At 72.4% G+C, this 17,182-nt stretch carries 13 protein-coding genes; 8 read left to right on the plus strand and 5 right to left on the minus strand.

All coding sequences use genetic code 11. The features are described 5' to 3' along the window. Positions 1-81 precede the first annotated feature (81 nt). Positions 82-525 carry a hypothetical protein gene (locus ACWCP6_RS14110; RefSeq protein ID WP_450932666.1) on the plus strand — a complete coding sequence of 148 codons (444 nt, stop codon included), beginning with the start codon at positions 82-84 and terminating at the stop codon, positions 523-525. A 97-nt stretch (positions 526-622) separates the two neighbouring features. On the opposite strand, the gene ACWCP6_RS14115 is transcribed toward ACWCP6_RS14110, so the two are convergent. From ACWCP6_RS14115 to ACWCP6_RS14130, 4 genes are all read right to left on the minus strand, one after another. Further along, positions 623-1,348 (minus strand): class I SAM-dependent methyltransferase, encoded by a 726-nt coding sequence (locus tag ACWCP6_RS14115; RefSeq protein ID WP_450932667.1) that lies wholly within the window; start codon positions 1,346-1,348, stop codon positions 623-625. Between the two features lie 98 nt (positions 1,349-1,446). Next, positions 1,447-3,960: a SpoIIE family protein phosphatase gene (locus tag ACWCP6_RS14120; protein ID WP_450932668.1), complete on the minus strand. Its 2,514-nt coding sequence runs from the start codon at positions 3,958-3,960 to the stop codon at positions 1,447-1,449. Between the two features lie 224 nt (positions 3,961-4,184). After that, positions 4,185-6,593, minus strand: a complete 2,409-nt coding sequence (locus ACWCP6_RS14125; RefSeq protein WP_450932669.1) for an MFS transporter — start codon at positions 6,591-6,593, stop codon at positions 4,185-4,187. Positions 6,594-6,805: 212 nt separating this feature from the next. Beyond that, the gene (locus ACWCP6_RS14130) at positions 6,806-7,249 is read right to left on the minus strand and encodes an SRPBCC family protein (protein WP_450932670.1); all 444 of its coding nucleotides are present in this window, start codon (positions 7,247-7,249) and stop codon (positions 6,806-6,808) included. A 233-nt stretch (positions 7,250-7,482) separates the two neighbouring features. Between ACWCP6_RS14130 and ACWCP6_RS14135 the strand changes: the two genes are divergently transcribed. The 4 genes from ACWCP6_RS14135 (at position 7,483) to ACWCP6_RS14150 (ending at position 11,485) form a co-directional block, all read left to right on the plus strand. Continuing rightward, on the plus strand, positions 7,483-8,523 hold the full coding sequence (locus ACWCP6_RS14135) for an Rv2578c family radical SAM protein (protein WP_450932671.1): 1,041 nt from the start codon (positions 7,483-7,485) through the stop codon (positions 8,521-8,523). 256 nt (positions 8,524-8,779) lie between these two features. Further along, positions 8,780-10,372, plus strand: a complete 1,593-nt coding sequence (locus tag ACWCP6_RS14140) for an alpha/beta hydrolase (RefSeq protein WP_450932672.1) — start codon at positions 8,780-8,782, stop codon at positions 10,370-10,372. Between the two features lie 120 nt (positions 10,373-10,492). Then, entirely contained in the window at positions 10,493-10,777 is a 285-nt protein-coding gene (locus tag ACWCP6_RS14145; RefSeq protein ID WP_450932673.1) for a hypothetical protein, read from the plus strand. A 171-nt stretch (positions 10,778-10,948) separates the two neighbouring features. Next, positions 10,949-11,485, plus strand: a complete 537-nt coding sequence (locus tag ACWCP6_RS14150) for an N-acetyltransferase family protein (RefSeq protein WP_450932821.1) — start codon at positions 10,949-10,951, stop codon at positions 11,483-11,485. A 123-nt stretch (positions 11,486-11,608) separates the two neighbouring features. Here ACWCP6_RS14150 and ACWCP6_RS14155 read toward each other — a convergent pair whose 3' ends face one another. Next, positions 11,609-12,193, minus strand: coding sequence for an adenylosuccinate lyase (locus ACWCP6_RS14155; RefSeq protein WP_450932674.1), 585 nt, complete (start codon positions 12,191-12,193; stop codon positions 11,609-11,611). Between the two features lie 410 nt (positions 12,194-12,603). Here ACWCP6_RS14155 and ACWCP6_RS14160 point away from each other — a divergent pair, with 410 nt between their 5' ends. The 3 genes from ACWCP6_RS14160 to ccrA all read left to right on the plus strand — a co-directional run bounded on the left by ACWCP6_RS14160 (position 12,604) and on the right by ccrA (position 17,168). Then, a complete protein-coding gene (locus ACWCP6_RS14160; protein ID WP_450932675.1) occupies positions 12,604-14,409 on the plus strand; it encodes a 3-hydroxyacyl-CoA dehydrogenase family protein in 1,806 nt (601 codons plus the stop codon). Between the two features lie 118 nt (positions 14,410-14,527). Further along, on the plus strand, positions 14,528-15,358 hold the full coding sequence (locus tag ACWCP6_RS14165; protein WP_450932676.1) for a TetR family transcriptional regulator: 831 nt from the start codon (positions 14,528-14,530) through the stop codon (positions 15,356-15,358). Positions 15,359-15,830: 472 nt separating this feature from the next. Continuing rightward, positions 15,831-17,168, plus strand: a complete 1,338-nt coding sequence (gene ccrA / locus ACWCP6_RS14170) for a crotonyl-CoA carboxylase/reductase (RefSeq protein WP_450932677.1) — start codon at positions 15,831-15,833, stop codon at positions 17,166-17,168. The last annotated feature ends 14 nt before the right edge of the window (positions 17,169-17,182 follow it).

Raw genomic sequence — 17,182 nt, forward strand, 5'->3', positions numbered from 1 at the left:
TCATTACTGGTACAGGTGGTGCGTACCGGGGTGCCGTCGTAGCCTCGATCCAGAGCTCGGGACGAGGGGCTAGGAGCCGATATGCGGAGACTCACGCTCACCACAGCACTCATGGTCTGTGCCGCCGCATCGCTCGCGACGGTGGCACCGGCGTCCGCCGCCCCGGCACAGCCGTCGTCCACCCAGCCGGTCCTCGTCGACTGCTTCATGAAGCCGCAGGTGCGCCCCGGGGACTACATCCTCGCCTGTGGTGACGGCAACAACCTCCTCAAGGACCTCAAGTGGAGTGCCTGGGGCCCGGAGACGGCCACGGCCACGGGCACCGACTGGGTGAACGACTGTCAGCCCTACTGCGCCGCGGGCCGGTTCCACCCCTACCCCGTCGACGTCACCCTCTTCCGCCCCAAGACCTGGCCGCAGGATCCCGGCAAGCAGCAGTTCACCCGGATCCGCCTGGTGTACACCGACCACAGGCCGGCCAAGACCGAGCAGGACGTGACGGTCCCGCTCGCCGACCCCGACTGAGACCCGCACCCGGGTGTGCCCGAGCCGGGGCGTCCGCGGCAGCGGCGGCGGACGGCTCCCGGGGCCGCCCGCCGGGCGCGGCCACTCCGGTCGGCGGTCAGGGCGTACGGCCGAGGACCAGCCACCTGGACGGCAGCACGATCGGCGTGCCGTCCGCCGTGTGCTCGGTGGTCGCCAGGGGCAGCTCCCCGCCGGCCAGGACGCTGAGGCCCGCCTGCCGGACGTACTCCGGCACGGCCGCATCGGCGACCTCGCCCGGGGCGATGCCGTGCCGGAAGACCGGCGCGAGCTTGCTCGGCGGGCCCGCCGGGCTCTGCACGAGGCCCAGGAGGACGGGCCGGGCGGCCTCGGCGAGCTCCACGACGAAGGCCCTGCCGCGTTCGCCGATCAGTACGGCGATCCCGTCGACCAGGGGCTGCCGGTCGGCGGGCTCGCTCTGGTGCAGGACGCCGCGCATATAGACGTTGGCGTCGCCGAGTTCCGCGTGGAGCCGGCCCGGTTCGTCGGCGTCGGCCGCGTCGAGCTGCCGGAAGTCGACCCGCCCGTCCGGGTCGGCGCGCCGGGCGTGGTCCAGGGCGGCGTCGGACAGGTCGGCGCCGATGACGCGCGGGAATCGTCCGGCGAGGTAGCGGGTCTGGGTGCCGTTGCCGCAGCCGAGGTCCACGAGGGGCAGGTCCGGAGCGCCGACGTGGCTGTCGAAGAGGCCGAGGTGGACGGCAGCCGTGCGGGCGGGCTCGGCGTCCCAGAGGACGGCGCCCTCGTCGTCGGGGGCGTCCTTCCAGAAGCTCTCCCAGGCCTGCCGGTAGCGGATCGACACGCTCATGTGCTGCTCCCCACGGTGCGACGACGGCTCCGCCGGGACCGGCGGCACGATCGGTCTATCGCCCCGCACGGCGGGTCACAAGGACGGGACGCAATCCTTCACCGGGCGTTCGACCGGCGCGGACCCTCGGTGTGCGCCGGCCGCGGGCGAGGGCTCCCGGAGGGCTGTCTACCGCCGGGAAGGGGCAGTTCGAACCACACCGTCTTGCCCCGGGCCGTGCGGCTCGTGCCCCACTCCCGGGCGAGGCCGCCGACGACGCGCAGGCCGCGCCCGAACTCGTCGCCGGGGCCTGTGTTCAGCAGTGTCGGGAGTGCGGGGTCGTCGTCCTCGACCTCGCACACGACGACGTCGGAACGGACCAGGCGGAGTTCGACCTGGCGGCTGTGGGTGTGCCGGACCGCATTGGTGACGAGCTCGCTCACCATCAGCTCGACGCTCTCCGAGAGGGCCGCGAGGCCCCAGTCGCCCAGTTGCTCACGCACCACGGCCCGCGCGCGGCCGGCCCCGCCCGGCTCCGCGGCGAGCCGCCAGCGCGCCACGTCCTGCCCGGGGATGCCGTTGAGACGGGCCATCAGCAGTGCCACGTCGTCCTTGCGGCCACCGCGCGTGTTGAGCGAGCGGATGATCGTGTCGCAGGCGTCGTCCATCGAGGCCGCCGGGTGCGCCGCCGACTCGCACAGGGTGGCGAGGCCGACGCCGATGTCCTCGCCGCGCATCTCGACGAGTCCGTCCGTGCACATCACGAGCCGGTCGCCGGGCGCCACCGGGACCCGTACCGTCTCGAAGGGCACACCGCCCACCCCGATGGGGGCGCCGGTGGGCAGTTCCAGGAGTTCGCTGCGGCCGTTGTCGGTGTGCACCAGAACGGGTGGCACATGGCCCGCGTTGGCGATCCGCAGCTCTCCGCGGATCGGGTCGTAGACGGCGTACAGGCAGGTCGCGAGGTAGTGCTCGCCGAGACGCTGCGCGAGGTCGTCGAGGTTGCGCAGCAGTTGTGCGGGCGGCAGGTCGAGGGCCGCCATGGTCTGTACGGCGGTGCGCAACTGGCCCATCATCGCGGCGGAGTTGAGGCCGTGCCCCATGACGTCGCCGACGACGAGTGCGGTGCGGCAGCCGGGCAGTTTGACGGAGTCGAACCAGTCGCCGCCGACCCGGCCGAGAAGGGTGCCCGGCAGATAGCGGGTGGCGATGTCACAGCCGGGCATGCGGGGCCGGATGTGCGGCAGCATGCTGTCCTGGAGGGTCTCTGCGACGCTCTCCTGGTAGGTGTACATGCGCGCGTTGTCGAGGACGAGGCCCGCGCGGGCGGCGAGTTCGGCGCCCGTGACCCGGTCCATGTCGTTGAAGACGGGCCGCTCCCGGTGGCGCAGCAGGATCATGAAGCCCAGGACCACATGGCGCGCCTTCAGCGGCACGACCAGCATGGAGCGGTGGTTGATGAGCGGTCTGATGTCGCGCTTCTCGAACTGCGCGGCGATGGCGTTGCCCATCTCCTCGGAGATCCTCGGCACGAGGACAGGGTCGCCGGTGGTCATGCACTGGAAGAACGGGGTGTGCACCGGGAAGGCCATCGACTCGCCGACGGGGACGACGTCGTCCCACCGGCCCGGTTCGTCGGTGTGTTCGACGGCGACGCGGTGCCACAGGGTCGTGGCGTCGGGCGGGCCCTCGGGGAAACCCTCGCCCGCGACGACCTGCTCCCGCAGATAGGTCCCCGCGACATCCGTGAACCGGGGCACCACGGCCCGGCTCACCTCGAGGATGGTCCGCGAGAGGTCGAGCGAGGTGCCGATGCGTCCGCTCACCTCGTTGAGGAATTCGAGCCGCTCGCGCACGGCCGCGTACTCCAGGTCCTCGCCCTCGTCGTCCAGGGTGAGTTCGGGCACCGGCTGCCCGGCCGCCGCGGCCAGGGCCGCGCGTTCCCGGCGCGCCCGCCGCTCGGCGCGGCGCGGGACTCCCCAGTCCGGGGTCACGGGCACCCGGTCGTGCTGGCTGAACTCCAGTACGGGATAGCCGAGTTCCAGTACCTGCGCCACGATGCGGGCGCTCTCGCGCACGCTCATGCTGGGCAGGATCTCGGGCAGCCTGCGAGCCAGTTGGTCGGCGCCGGGGAAGTCGGTGTGCAGGGCGAAAGCCGGCGCGATGCGCTCCGGGGCCGGGGCGGCCCCCTCCGCGGACGTCCCCTGCCCGGGACGCAGCCGGGCCGCGTCGGCGGCGAGCACGAGCAGCCGCTCGGGGCCCGGGCCGACGAGCGGGTACGCCCACCACAGGACGTCGAGCCGGTCACGCCCCGGCTCCGAGAGCCGGGCCCGTCCCGCCGTCGGGTAGCCGGTGTGCCCGTGGAGTGACGACTCCAGGCCGGGACCGAGGCCGTCGTCCCTGCCGTGGACGCTCTGCACGCCCGGGGGCGGGGCGTCGTCGCCGTCGCGGAGGGCGCCCGACACGGGCAGCAGGTCGACCGCGGCGCGGCCCACCGCGTCCTCCTTGGCATGGCCGAAGAGGCGGCGTGCACCCGCGCTCCAGTGCGAGACGAGGCCGGAGCCGTCCACGACGACCACGGCGAGCGGAATACGGCCTGCAGTCGGCGCGGCCATCGCGGTGCCGTGCTCCATGGCCAGGGCTCCTTCCCCGTACGGCGATCATCTGGGGGCGCCTCAACCACCGTACGGGGCGGCGGGGTTGCCGTCCGCGGAACCCGCGAAATGGTTACTCACGAGTGTTCCGGCGTGACGGAACGCCCTCCCCGCGCCGCCCGGAAGGGCCGGGGGCCTGCCGCTCCGGCGTGTGCGCGCCCTCCGGAGACCTCCGGCCCGGTGACCCGGCCGCGGGACACCGCCTAGTCCTCGTGCCCCAGCTGGAGATCCCGCTCCGTGCGTCCTCCGCCCGCCACCTGGAGCACGGTCGCGACGGGCGGGTATCCGGCCGCGATCACCGTGTACTCGCCGGACGACAGATCCACGAAACGGAATGCTCCGTCGGCGCCGGTCGTGAGGGTGTCGACGACGTTGCCCGCCGCGTCGAGGAGCGTCACGCGGGCGTCCTCCACGGCGCGGCCGCCGCCCGCGCGCACCGTGCCGCGCAGCACGGCGCCGCCGGCGAGTTCGACGTCCTGGCGGGTCTCACGGGCGGCCTGGACGGTGACGGGCAGGGCGGTGGGGCGGAAGGCGGGCGCGCTGGCGGCGAGGGTGTACTCGCCGGCGACCAGCTCCGTGATGACGTACCCCCCTTCTCGTCCGCTGCGGGTGGTGGCGACCACCTCGCCGTGGACGTTCGTCAGGGTGACGGTGGCGTCGCGGACGGGCGAGCCGTCGGCGGTGACCACGCTCCCGGCGAGCCGGCCCGCACCGCCGAGCACCACGTCGAGGTCGACGGGCCGTTCCCCGACGGTCACCGAGACGGCCTGCGGCTGGTGGCCCCCGGCCGCCGCGATGAGGACGTACGAGCCCGCGCCGGGCGTCGACAGCGCGTACCGGCCGTCGTCGCCGCTCGCGCCCCGCCCGATCTGGCGGCCCGCGATGTCGATGAGGGTGAGCGCGGCGCGCGGGACCGCGGTGCCGTCGGAGTGCTGCACGGTGCCGCAGACGGGTACCCCGGCGGCGTAGGGCGTGCGGGCCCCGGGGATCGTCGCGGTGGCCGGTTCGGCGGTGGAGGCGTGCTGGGTCGCAGCGCTGGACACCAAGGGTTTCTCCTTGAGGAAGAAGGCGATGAGGAGTCCGAGTCCGAGCACCGGCACCAGGTACAGGAAGATCCGGGGCATCGCGTCGGCGTAGGCCCGGATGTAGGCGTCGCGCAGCACGGCGGGCAGCGCGTGGACCAGCTGCGGGGTGATGGACTCGGGGTCGGGGAGGTCGGCGCCTGCGGGCAGCCGCCCGGAGAGCGCGGTGACGAGCCGGTCGGCGAACAGGGTGCCGAAGATCGCGGCGCCGACGCTGCCGCCGATCTGCCGGAAGTAGTTGTGGGCGCTGGTGGCCGTGCCGAGGTCGGCGGGGCGTACGGAGTTCTGCACCGCGAGGACGAGCACCGGCATGACGAGGCCGATGCCGGCGCCGAGCACGGCCATCCAGATGCTGTACCGGAGCCGGGGCGTGTCGGTGCCGAGGCGGGAGAGCAGCCACATGCCCGTCATCGCGAGCGCGGCACCGAGGATCGGGTGGATCCGGTACCGGCCGGTGCGGCTGATGAGCTGTCCGGAGACGACGGACGCCCCGACGATGCCGCCCATCATGGGCAGCATCAGCAGTCCCGAGCCGGTCGCGCTGGCGCCGTCGACCATCTGGAGGAAGGTCGGCAGATAGCTCGCCGCACCGAAGAGTGCGACACCGATCACCATGCCGACGAGAGCGGTGACGTTGAAGACGGGGTCGCGGAACAGCCTGAGGGGGATCAGCGGTTCGGCGGCGAACCGCTCGGCGATCAGGAACAGCAGTGCCGATGCGGCGGCCCCGGCGCCGAGCCCCACGATCACCCGCGAGTGCCAGGCGTACTCGGTGCCGCCCCAACTGGTCAGCAGCACCAGGCAGACGGAGGCGGCGGCGAGCAGCAGCGCGCCCAGCAGGTCGAAGCGCCGCCCCGCCGCGGGCTTGGGGAGCTTGAGGACGACGGTGACCACGGCCAGGGTGACCAGGCCGAAGGGGACGTTGATGTAGAAGCACCAGCGCCAGCCGGCGTGGTCGGTGAAGTAGCCGCCGAGCAGCGGCCCGGCGACGGATGCGAGGCCGAAGGCGGCGCCGATGAGGCCCATGTAGCGGCCGCGTTCGCGGGGCGGAACGATGTCCGCGATGATCGCCTGCACGCCGATCATGAGGCCGCCCGCCCCGACGCCCTGGAGCGCGCGGAAGGCGATGAGCTGGTCCATGGTGCGGGACCAGCCGGCCAGTGCGGAGCCGATCACGAAGACGGCGATGGCGAACTGGAAGACGCCCTTGCGGCCGACGAGGTCACCGAGCTTGCCGTAGACGGGCAGACCCACCGTGGAGGTGAGCAGATACGCGGTGATCGCCCAGGACATCCGGTCCAGGCCGTGCAGCTCACCGACGATCTTCGGGAGCGCGGTGGCGACGATCATCTGGTCGAGGGCGGCGAGCAGCAGCGCCAGCATCAGCCCGACGAAGACCATGCGCACCCGGCGCGGGCCGAGTGCCGGTGCGAGGGTCGCGGCGGGAGCCGGGGGCCGCGGCTCCGCGGGGGCCGACGGGGTGCCCGTCACGCCCTTCCCGGCGCTCTTCACCAGCGTCGTCCCGCCCACGTACCGCTCCCCTCGTCGCGCTTGCGCGGCCCATTTCTCGCATTACGCGACAACTGGGAGCAAGCGCGACGGGCCCTCCGGCGACCGCACCGGACGGGCGTATCCGCCGGTAGGAGCCCTACGGCGTACAAGCGGCCCGGGCGGCAGAACCACTCGAACCGGTGAGCCGCCCGGCGGCGAGAGGTCCGCCTCCGGGCCCGGGGCGACGGCGGCTACTTCTCGACTTCGGTGGCGAGCCTAGCGAGCACGGCGTCATAGATCCGGCCGAGGCCCTTGGGCGCGAAGGTCCTCTCGAAGAAGCCGCCGATGCCGCCGGCGCCCTGCCAGGTGGTGGTCACGACGACGCGCGAGCGGCCCTCGCCGGAGGGCGTGACGCGCCAGGTGGTGACCATGGAGGAGTTGCGGTCCTTCTCGACGAGCTCTCCGTCGGTGGGCTCGCTCACCTCGAGCAGACAGTCGCGCACACGCTTGCTGGTGGCCTGGAGCTTCCAGTGGACGAGGGTGCCCTCGCCGTCGCCGCCCTCGCGCACCTCGTACTCGCTGAAGTGTTCGGGCAGCAGCTTCTCGCGCGTGCCGCTGTAGTCGGCCAGCGCATCGAACACATCGTCCGGCCGCGCCGCGATGATCCGTTCCGTGGTGGCCTCGACCTGCGCCATCGCTGTTCCTCCAGGGCTTGGTTCCGAGACGTTCTCAGAGCTGTGGCAAGCCAACCACCCCCGTGCCCGCGGGCCCAAATCAGGGGGGCATCCGGAGCCCGGCCGCACGCGGGGGCCGCATCCGGGCCGCACGCCGGGTCCCGCGTTCGAACCGCACGCCGGGTCCCGCATTCACTCGCACGATCATGGGAACATGTGTTCTATTCTCTGGTGAGTGCTACCGAGGAGGCGTCATGCGCTGGGACAACCTCGCCGAGAATCCGTCCGTGCCCACGGCCGCGGACGCCGCGCTGTTCGGCGCGGACACCGTGGTCACCCGCACCTTCGACACCCCCGAGTTCCGCGGGGTCACCTTCCACGAGGTCCGCGCCAGATCGATCGTGAACCGCGTCCCCGGGGCCTCCCGGATGCCCTTCGAATGGACAGTCAACCCGTACCGGGGCTGCACGCACGCCTGTGTGTACTGCTTCGCGCGCAAGACGCACAGCTATCTGGACCTCGACACCGGCGTCGGCTTCGACACCCAGATCGTGGTCAAGGTCAACGCACCGGAGCTGCTGCGCCGCCGCCTCGCCTCGCCGCAGTGGCACGGCGAGCACATCGCGATGGGCACGAACGTCGACTGCTACCAGCGTGCCGAGGGCCGCTACCGGCTGATGCCCGGCATCATCGCCGCGCTGCGCGACTACGCGAACCCGTTCTCCATCCTCACCAAGGGAACGCTGATCCTGCGGGACCTCGACCTGCTCCGGCAGGCCGCCGCGGTCACCGACGTGGGCATCGCCATCTCGGTCGGTTTCACCGACCACGAGCTGTGGCGCACGGTCGAGCCGGGCACGCCCGCTCCGGAGCGGCGTCTGGACGTGGTGCGCACCCTGGCCGAACACGGGATCGACTGCGGAGTGCTGATGGCCCCGGTCATCCCCTACTTGGGCGACCACCCCGACCAGTTGCGCGCCACGGTCCGCGCGATCGCCGCATCCGGCGCGACGTCGGTGACGCCGCTTGTGCTGCACCTGCGGCCAGGGGCGCGCGAGTGGTTCATGGCGTGGCTGGGCGGCCGGCATCCGCAGCTCGTGCGGCGGTACGAGCGGTTGTACGCGGAGGGTGCCTACGCACCGAAGTGGTACCAGCGCCGGATCACCCGTCAGGTGCACGAGCTGGCCGAGGAGTTCGGCATCGGCCCGAGCCGCGCGCGGGCGGCCCGCCGCGTCCCGGAGCGAGCCCCGGAGCCGGCGCACGGGGCGGAACCGACGCAGCTGACCCTTCTGTGAGGGCCCGGCGACCCGTACGCCGACAGCCGGAGGGACTCCGCGTCCGCGCCCGGACCGGCCTTCGCGGTCGGCGACCGGAGCAGCCTTCGCGGTCGGCGACCGGAGCGGCCTTCGCGGTCGGCGACCGGATCAATATGACGGACCCGAACGGGTCATCCCTCGCCGTATCACCGATTTCGTGACGGCCTTCCCGGGATCATGCGGGGCGGGAGCCGCGACACGCTCCTTCGAACCCCCCACCTCGGGAGGCCCCATCGTGAAGAATCGCGCAGTCGCCCTGTGCGGCGTCGCCACAGCGGTGGCCGGGATGCTGGCGGCCGTGCCGCCCTCCGCCGGTGCCGACTCCGCAGGCTCAGCACCCGCGAGCGCGCCGAGCGCCCCCCGCGCGGCGCAGCTCTCCTGGAAGAGATGCGGCACCCGGGACTACCCGGCGCTGCAGTGCGCCTCCCTCAAGGTGCCGTTGGACCACGCCCGTCCCGGCGGGAAGCGGATCACCATCGCCCTCTCCCGCATCCGGCACACGGCGAAGACGTCGCAGGGCCCGCTCCTGGTCAACCCCGGCGGCCCCGGAGGGAGCGGTCTGGCGCTGGCCGGATACGTGGCCCGTGCGCTGCCGAAGAAGGTCGCCGCCCAGTACGACGTGATCGGCTTCGACCCGCGCGGCGTGGGCCGGAGCACGCCGGCACTGAACTGCCGTCCCGGACAGTTCACCCCGGTACGGCCCGCCAGCGTGCCCACGACCGGCACCCTCGAGAAGGCACAGCTCCAGCGGGCGCAGGCATTCGCGCGCGCCTGCGGCAAGAAGTACGCGGACGTCCTGCCGTTCATCGACACGGTGAGCACGGTCCGCGACATGGATGCGATCCGGCAGTCGCTCGGCGCCCGCCGCATCAACTACTTCGGGTACTCGTACGGGACGTACCTCGGCGCCGTCTACGCGAAGCTGTACCCGCAGCGCGTGCGCCGCCTGGTGCTCGACTCGATCGTCGACCCCTCCGGCACCTGGTACCGCAACAACATCCAGCAGGACTACGCGTTCAACGCCCGTCAGCAGGCGTTCCTGGCCTGGGTCGCGCGGCACGACACGACGTACCGGCTCGGCTCGGACCCGGCGAAGGTCGAGGCGAAGTGGTACGCGATGCGGGACGCGCTCGCCCGCCGACCCGCCGACAAGAAGGTGGGTGCGGGCGAGCTGGAGGACACGTTCATGCCGGGCGCCTACTACAACGGCTACTGGCCCCGGCTGGCCGAGGCGTTCGCCGCGTACGCCGTCCACAAGGACAGCGCGCCGCTGGTCAAGGCGTACAAGACGCTCGGCGCCCTGGGCGCCGACGGCGACAACGGGTACAGCGTCTACGCGGCCGTGGAGTGCCGGGACGCACCGTGGCCACGGAACTGGAACACCTGGCGCACCGACACCTGGCTGGCGCACGCGAAGGCACCCTTCTCGACCTGGAACAACGCCTGGTACAACGCGCCGTGCGCCTTCTGGCCGGTTCCCTCGCTCACCCCGCCGGACATCACCAACGGCAAGCTGCCCCCGGTGCTGCTCTTCCAGGCCACCGACGACGCGGCCACCCCGTACGAGGGCGGCGTCTCCGTCCACCGCGCCCTGCACGGCTCCAGCCTGGTCGTCGAGCGGGGCGGCGGCAACCACGGGGTCACCCTCGCCGGAAACACCTGCCTGGACGGCTACTTGGCGTCCTACCTGAGCTCCGGGAAGGTCCCGCGCGGCAGCGGCGAGGCGGACGCGACCTGCGCCCACTCGCCCGATCCGCGCGCGTCGTCCCCGAAGGCCGCCCACGTACGCGGCGCCGCCCTGCACGGCCTGTTCGGCTTCCCGGGCTGAACCGCCAATCGGACCACCGGCCGGCCCCATCCGGTGATTGACGGACGACGTGCGGGCGGAGCACCTGCCGCAGGGGTACGGCGTCTTCGGAGCAGATGCCGACCCAGGAGGAGATCAGCCGTGTACGCAGCCGTCAGAAGATACGCGGGGGTGACCGATCCGGCCGAGGCGGGTCGTCGGGTGAACGAGGGGTTCGTGCCGGTCATCCGCCGGATCCCCGGTCTCCTGGCCTACTACTGGGTCGACGCCGGGGACGGCGTCATGGTCTCGACCAGCGTCTTCGAGAGCGAGGAGGGGGCCGAGGAGTCGATCGCGCAGGCGACGGTCTTCGTGCGGGACAACCTCGCGTCACTGCTCCCCAACCCTCCCGAGGTCATGTCCGGCCAGGTCGTCGCCTCCGTCTAGCGCGGACGCCCGGGCCACGGCATCGGTACAGCGCGTCGCCGGCGGTCCGGCGGCGCGCCCGGCGGGGTGCCCGGTGGGGTGCGGCAGCGCCCCGTCGCGGGGCACGGAATCGCCTCGCGGCCGGGGCCCCGACGTCCTAAGGTGCCCGCTGTGGACCCACGCACCCGGGAGATGACCGCCGCCGACTGCGAGGCAGTGGCGGAAATCCGCGTCCGCGGCTGGCAGTCCGCCTACACGGGCCTGATGCCGCAGCGATACCTCGACGCCCTCGACGTCGCACGCGACGCCGAGCGCCGCCGTGAACTCCTGGCGCGGTCCGACGACTCCGTGGTCGACCTCGTCGCCGTCCGGGTGCCTCCCGGGACCCCGGGGCGCGGGCGGAGCGACGGCGAGGTGGTCGGCTGGTCCTGTCACGGCCCGTCGCGCGACGCGGACGCGCCCGCCGGCGCGGCGGAGCTCTACGCGCTCTACGTCCGCACCGACGCCATGTCCACGGGTGTGGGCACGGCACTGCTGGGCGAGGCGCTGCGCCGGTGCGCCACGGCCGGTCACGGCACCGTCCAGCTCTGGGTCCTCAGGGACAACGTCCGCGCCCGGCGCTTCTACGAGAAGGCGGGCTTCACGCCCGACGGGGCCGAGGAGCCCTTCGTGGTGGGCGGGACGGCCGTGCCGGAGGTCCGGTACACCCGCAGCCTCGCCCGGCCCTGACGCCCGGGAGGCGAGGAACGCCAGGGCGGGGCCGTCACGGCTCCGGGCCCCGCGGCCGGCGCCGTTTCGAAGCCCGCGGCCGTCGCGGCTCCGGCGCCCGCCGCTTCGGGCCGCGCCGGGGACCTACGGCTCCTGGCGCGGTGCCGGCAGCCGGGCCAGGGCGCGCGCCGCCGCGTCGGCCAGGTCCCGGCGGGTACGGGCCTCCGTCAGAACACCCCGTGCGCGCACGTCGCCGAGTTCGCCGAGTCCGTCGACGCAGGCGAGAGCGATGCGGCCGTAGGGGTCGCGCGGGGTGAGCCGGCGCTCGAGGGTGGTGATCAGCGCGGGGACGGCCTCGGGAGCCCGGAGGGCGACGAGGAGGCGGACCGGGTGGAGGGCGTAGGCGATGCGCAGTTCGTTCGTGGCGAGCGCCGCCGCGGCCCGCCCCGTGCGCGGATCACCCAGACGAGCGAGCGCCTGCGCGGCGGAGGCGCACCGCTCGGGGTCCCGGTGGTTGAGGAGCAGGACCAGGGCCTCGAAGGCCCGGCGGTCGCCCGCGTCGCCGAGGCGGAACGCCGCGAGCTCCCTCGCCCACAGCGGCTGCCCGGGCGCGGTGAGCACCGCGGCCAGCTCATCGGTGTCGCCGGTGGCGGCCAGTTGCTCGTACGCGGCCGACGCCCCGGACTCCGCGCGTAAACGCTCCGTTACCGATCGCAACTCTTCGTCCATGGGGCGTGAGCCTAGGGGATGTCCTGCGGGCCGCGGCGGCAGGGGGAAGCATGCCGGGCAGCGGGGCGGGAGAATCTTGGAACGGGGACTGGCGCGCTCGTTACTCACCAGTTAAGCTCATACGAGCGGGACACACCCCCCGCACTCTGCTCATGGCGGCCTGGTGACGCAGCCGCCACGAGTGCTTGTCGGTTCGGTACGAGACGTACCTCAGTACGACACGGCTCCGGGACAGAGCCCGTCGATCGCCCCGCGGCGCGTGCGCATGCACCGCTCGGGGGCACACACCGGGCATCCGCGCCCTCCTTCGAGCGGCGCCCGGTAACGACAGCAACTCCCGCACGCGGTACGCCCGTTCGGCGTTCCCCGCGCGCGCTCCTCAGTCGTCACTCATTCCCTGGAGTCCCGCGATGGCCGCTCCCCTGTCCGACAGCTCCCTGCCCTCCCTGCACACCGTCGCCGTGGTCGGCCTCGGCACCATGGGCACCGGCATCGCCGAGGTCCTGGCCCGCGCCGGCCGCGAGGTCATCGGCATCGACATCAGCGAGGCCGCCGCCCGGCAGGCCGTCGCCGCGCTGGAGGCGTCGACCGCCCGCGCCGTGCGCCGCGAGCGCATCACCGAGCAGGAGCGCGAGGCCGTGCTGGCCCGCTTCCGCACCTTCACCGACCTCCAGGCCGCGGCCGACGCCGACCTGGTCATCGAGGTCGCCCCGGAGTCGTACGAGATCAAGCAGCAGATCTTCCGCGAGCTGGACGGCGTCGTCCGCCCGGAGACGATCCTCGCCACCGGCACCAACGCCCTCTCGGTGACCCGCCTCGCCGCCGACTCCGCCCGCCCCGAACGCGTCCTGGGCGTGCACTTCTTCAACCCGGCGCCCGCGATGAAGCTCGTCGAGATCGTCTCCTCGGTGCTCACCGCCCCGACCGCCGTCTCCGCCGTGACCGACCTGGTGATCGAGCTCGGCAAGGAGCCGGTGGCGGTCGGCGACCGCCCCGGGTTCGTCGCCGACGGGCTCCTCTTCGGCTACCTCAACCAGGCCGCGTCCATGTACGAGGCGAAGTACGCGTCCCGCGAGGACATCGACGCGGCGATGCGGCTCGGCTGCGGCCTGCCCATGGGCCCGCTCGCCCTGCTCGACCTGATCGGCATCGACACCGCGCGCACCGTCCTGGAGGCCATGTACGCGGAGTCGCACGACCGGCTGCACGCCCCCGCGCCGATCCTGAAGCAGCTGAGCGAGGCCGGGCTGACCGGCCGCAAGTCGGGCCGCGGCTTCTACACGTACGAGGAGCCCGGCAACGGGACCGTGGTCCGGGACGCGCTGACGCCGCTGGACGGCGAGGCCCTCACCCCCGGGCGCACCGTCCGCTCGGTCGGCGTCGCAGGCTCCGGCACGATGGCCTCCGGCATCGCCGAGGTCTTCGCCAAGTCCGGCTACGACGTGGTGCTCGCCGCGCGCAGCCAGGAGAAGGCGGAGACCGCCAAGTCCCGTATCGCCAAGTCGCTTTCGCGCTCTGTCGACAAGGGGCGGATGACGGCGGAGCAGCGCGACGCGACCCTGGAGCGGATCACCCCGGCCGGCTCGTACGACGCCTTCGCCGACGTCGACCTGGCCGTGGAGGCGGTCGCCGAGGACCTGGACGTCAAGCGGCAGCTCTTCGCCACCTTCGACAAGGTCTGCAAGCCCGGCGCCGTGCTCGCCACGACCACCTCGTCCCTGCCCGTCGTCGCCTGCGCCCGCGCCACCTCGCGCCCGCAGGACGTGATCGGCATGCACTTCTTCAACCCGGCGCCGGCGATGAAGCTCGTCGAGGTGGTCCGCACGGTCCTGACCGCCGACGACGTGCACGCCACGGTCCGCGAGGTCTGCGCCAAGATCCGCAAGCACCCGGTGGACTGCGGCGACCGCGCCGGATTCATCGTCAACGCGCTGCTGTTCCCGTACCTGAACAACGCGATCAAGATGGTGCAGGAGCACTACGCCACGCTCGACGACATCGACGCCGCGATGAAGCTCGGCGGTGGCTACCCGATGGGCCCCTTCGAGCTCCTGGACGTGGTCGGCCTGGACGTGTCGCTCGCCATCGAGAAGGTCCTGCACCGCGAGTTCCGGGAGCCGGGCCTCGCTCCGGCGCCGCTGCTGGAGCACCTGGTCGCCGCGGGCTGCCTCGGCCGCAAGACGGGCCGTGGCTTCCGCGAATATGCCCGGCGCTGAGGCCGGCGACGGGACTCCCGCCGAGCGCACCGACTGGGGCGGGCTGCTCGACCGGGCCGGAATCGTTCCCCCCGCACTCGGCGGGGGGAACGTATCCCCTGCGCGCTCTCCTGCTCATATGCAGTACGTTCGGGGCATGTCCCAGCCCGCCAAGCGCCCTGCCGCCACCACCACGCCCGACGCACCGGAAAGTGCCGCGGGCAGTCGCGCCGCCGCACAACGGCTCAAAATGCGCCGCGAACTGGCGGCCGCCGCGATGGAGCTGTTCGCGACCAAGGGCTACGAGGCGACGACCGTCGACGAGATCGCCGCGGCGGCCGGGGTCGCGCGGCGCACTTTCTTCCGGCACTTCCGCTCCAAGGAAGAGGCGATCTTCCCGGACCACGACGACACCCTGGTGCGGGCCGAGGCGGTGCTCAACGCGGCACCGCAGCACGAGCACCCGCTCGACACGGTGTGCCGCGGCATCAAGGAAGTCATGAAGATGTACGCGTCGTCGCCCGCCGTGTCCGTGGAGCGCTATCGGCTCACCCGTGAGGTGCCCACCCTGCGGGAGCGCGAGATCGCCTCGGTGGCCCGCTACGAGCGGCTGTTCACGCGCTACCTGCTGGGCCACTTCGACGAGAACGCGCACCGCGACGGCAACGACGACCCGCTGCTCGCCGAGGTCGCCGCCTCCGCGGTGGTCACCGCCCACAACCACGTCCTGCGCCGCTGGCTGCGGGCCGGCGGCCAGGGCGACGTCGAGACCCAGCTCGACCACGCCTTCGCGATCGTCCGCCGTACGTTCGGCACCGGCATCGGCGCGGGACGGGGCCCTGCGTCCACCTCGTCCGCTCCCGCGACGGTGTCCTCGCACGGCGAGGTCCTGGTCACCGTCGCCCGCACCGACGCCCCCCTGGACGAGGTCATGCGCACCATCGAGGAAGCCCTCAGGGAACGCTCGTAGCGACCGCGCGCGACGCGGCACATCTCACACGGAACCCCGCTCTGCCGACTCGGCGGCGCGGGGTTTTCGCATGTCCGCCGGTTTTGCCACCCGTACCTGATCGATCATCGCTCACTTGTTACGCCCAAATGACAAATGAGAGAAAGTCTTGGCACGCAGTGTCTTGTCACCTGGCACGCGGTGCCATACGTTGAAAGTGTCCGGGCGGCCGGCGTGCAGAGAACTTCCGTACGCCGGCTGTCCCCGCAAGCCACTGGCCTGCGCGCCCGGACGCCTGCGTCACAGGCAACCTCCCGCGCCACAAAGCGCTGCCGCAGCACCACCTTTGGCACCACCTCCGCCGAACCGACGGCACAGCCCCACCACAGCAGCAGCACCCGACGTGACCCTCAGCGTCTCCCCTCAAGACGCGCTCCCCCGGGCTCTCGGCACCGCCCGAGCCGGGGAGACCACATTCGCCGGAGGCAACACCGTGAAGGAAATCCTGGACGCGATTCAGTCGCCGGAGAGCACCTCCGCCGACTTCGCCGCACTGCCGCTCCCCGAGTCCTACCGCGCGATCACCGTGCACAAGGACGAGACGGAGATGTTCGCGGGCCTGGAGAGCCGCGACAAGGACCCGCGGAAGTCGATCCACCTGGACGAGGTCCCCCTGCCCGAGCTGGGCCCGGGCGAGGCCCTGGTTGCCGTCATGGCCTCCTCGGTGAACTACAACTCGGTGTGGACCTCGATCTTCGAGCCGTTGTCGACCTTCGGGTTCCTGGAGCGCTACGGCCGCACCAACGAGCTGGCCAAGCGCCACGACCTGCCGTACCACATCATCGGCTCCGACCTGGCGGGCGTCGTCCTGCGCACCGGCCCGGGCGTCAACGCCTGGCAGCCCGGCGACGAGGTCGTCGCGCACTGCCTGTCGGTCGAGCTGGAGTCCTCCGACGGCCACAACGACACCATGCTCGACCCCGAGCAGCGCATCTGGGGCTTCGAGACCAACTTCGGCGGCCTCGCCGAGGTCGCGCTGGTGAAGTCCAACCAGCTCATGCCCAAGCCGGACCACCTCTCCTGGGAGGAGGCCGCCGCCCCGGGCCTGGTGAACTCCACCGCCTACCGCCAGCTGGTCTCGCGCAACGGCGCCGGCATGAAGCAGGGCGACAACGTCCTGATCTGGGGCGCCAGCGGCGGCCTCGGCTCGTACGCCACCCAGTTCGCGCTGGCCGGTGGCGCCAACCCGATCTGCGTCGTCTCCAGCGACCAGAAGGCGGACATCTGCCGCTCGATGGGCGCCGAGGCGATCATCGACCGCAACGCCGAGGGCTACAAGTTCTGGAAGGACGAGCACACGCAGGACCCGAAGGAGTGGAAGCGCTTCGGCAAGCGCATCCGCGAGCTCACCGGCGGCGAGGACATCGACATCGTCTTCGAGCACCCCGGCCGCGAGACCTTCGGCGCCTCCGTGTTCGTCACCCGCAAGGGCGGCACCATCACCACCTGCGCCTCGACCTCGGGCTACATGCACGAGTACGACAACCGCTACCTGTGGATGTCGCTCAAGCGGATCATCGGCTCGCACTTCGCCAACTACCGCGAGGCCTGGGAGGCGAACCGCCTCATCGCCAAGGGCAAGATCCACCCGACCCTGTCGAAGACGTACTCCCTCGAGGACACCGGCCAGGCGGCCTACGACGTCCACCGCAACCTGCACCAGGGCAAGGTCGGCGTGCTCTGCCTCGCCCCCGGGGAGGGCCTCGGCGTGCGCGACGAGGAGATGCGCGCCCAGCACATCGACGCGATCAACCGCTTCCGGAACGTCTGAGGCGGAGGAACACC

The sequence above is a fragment of the Streptomyces sp. NPDC002004 genome (genome assembly GCF_053593975.1).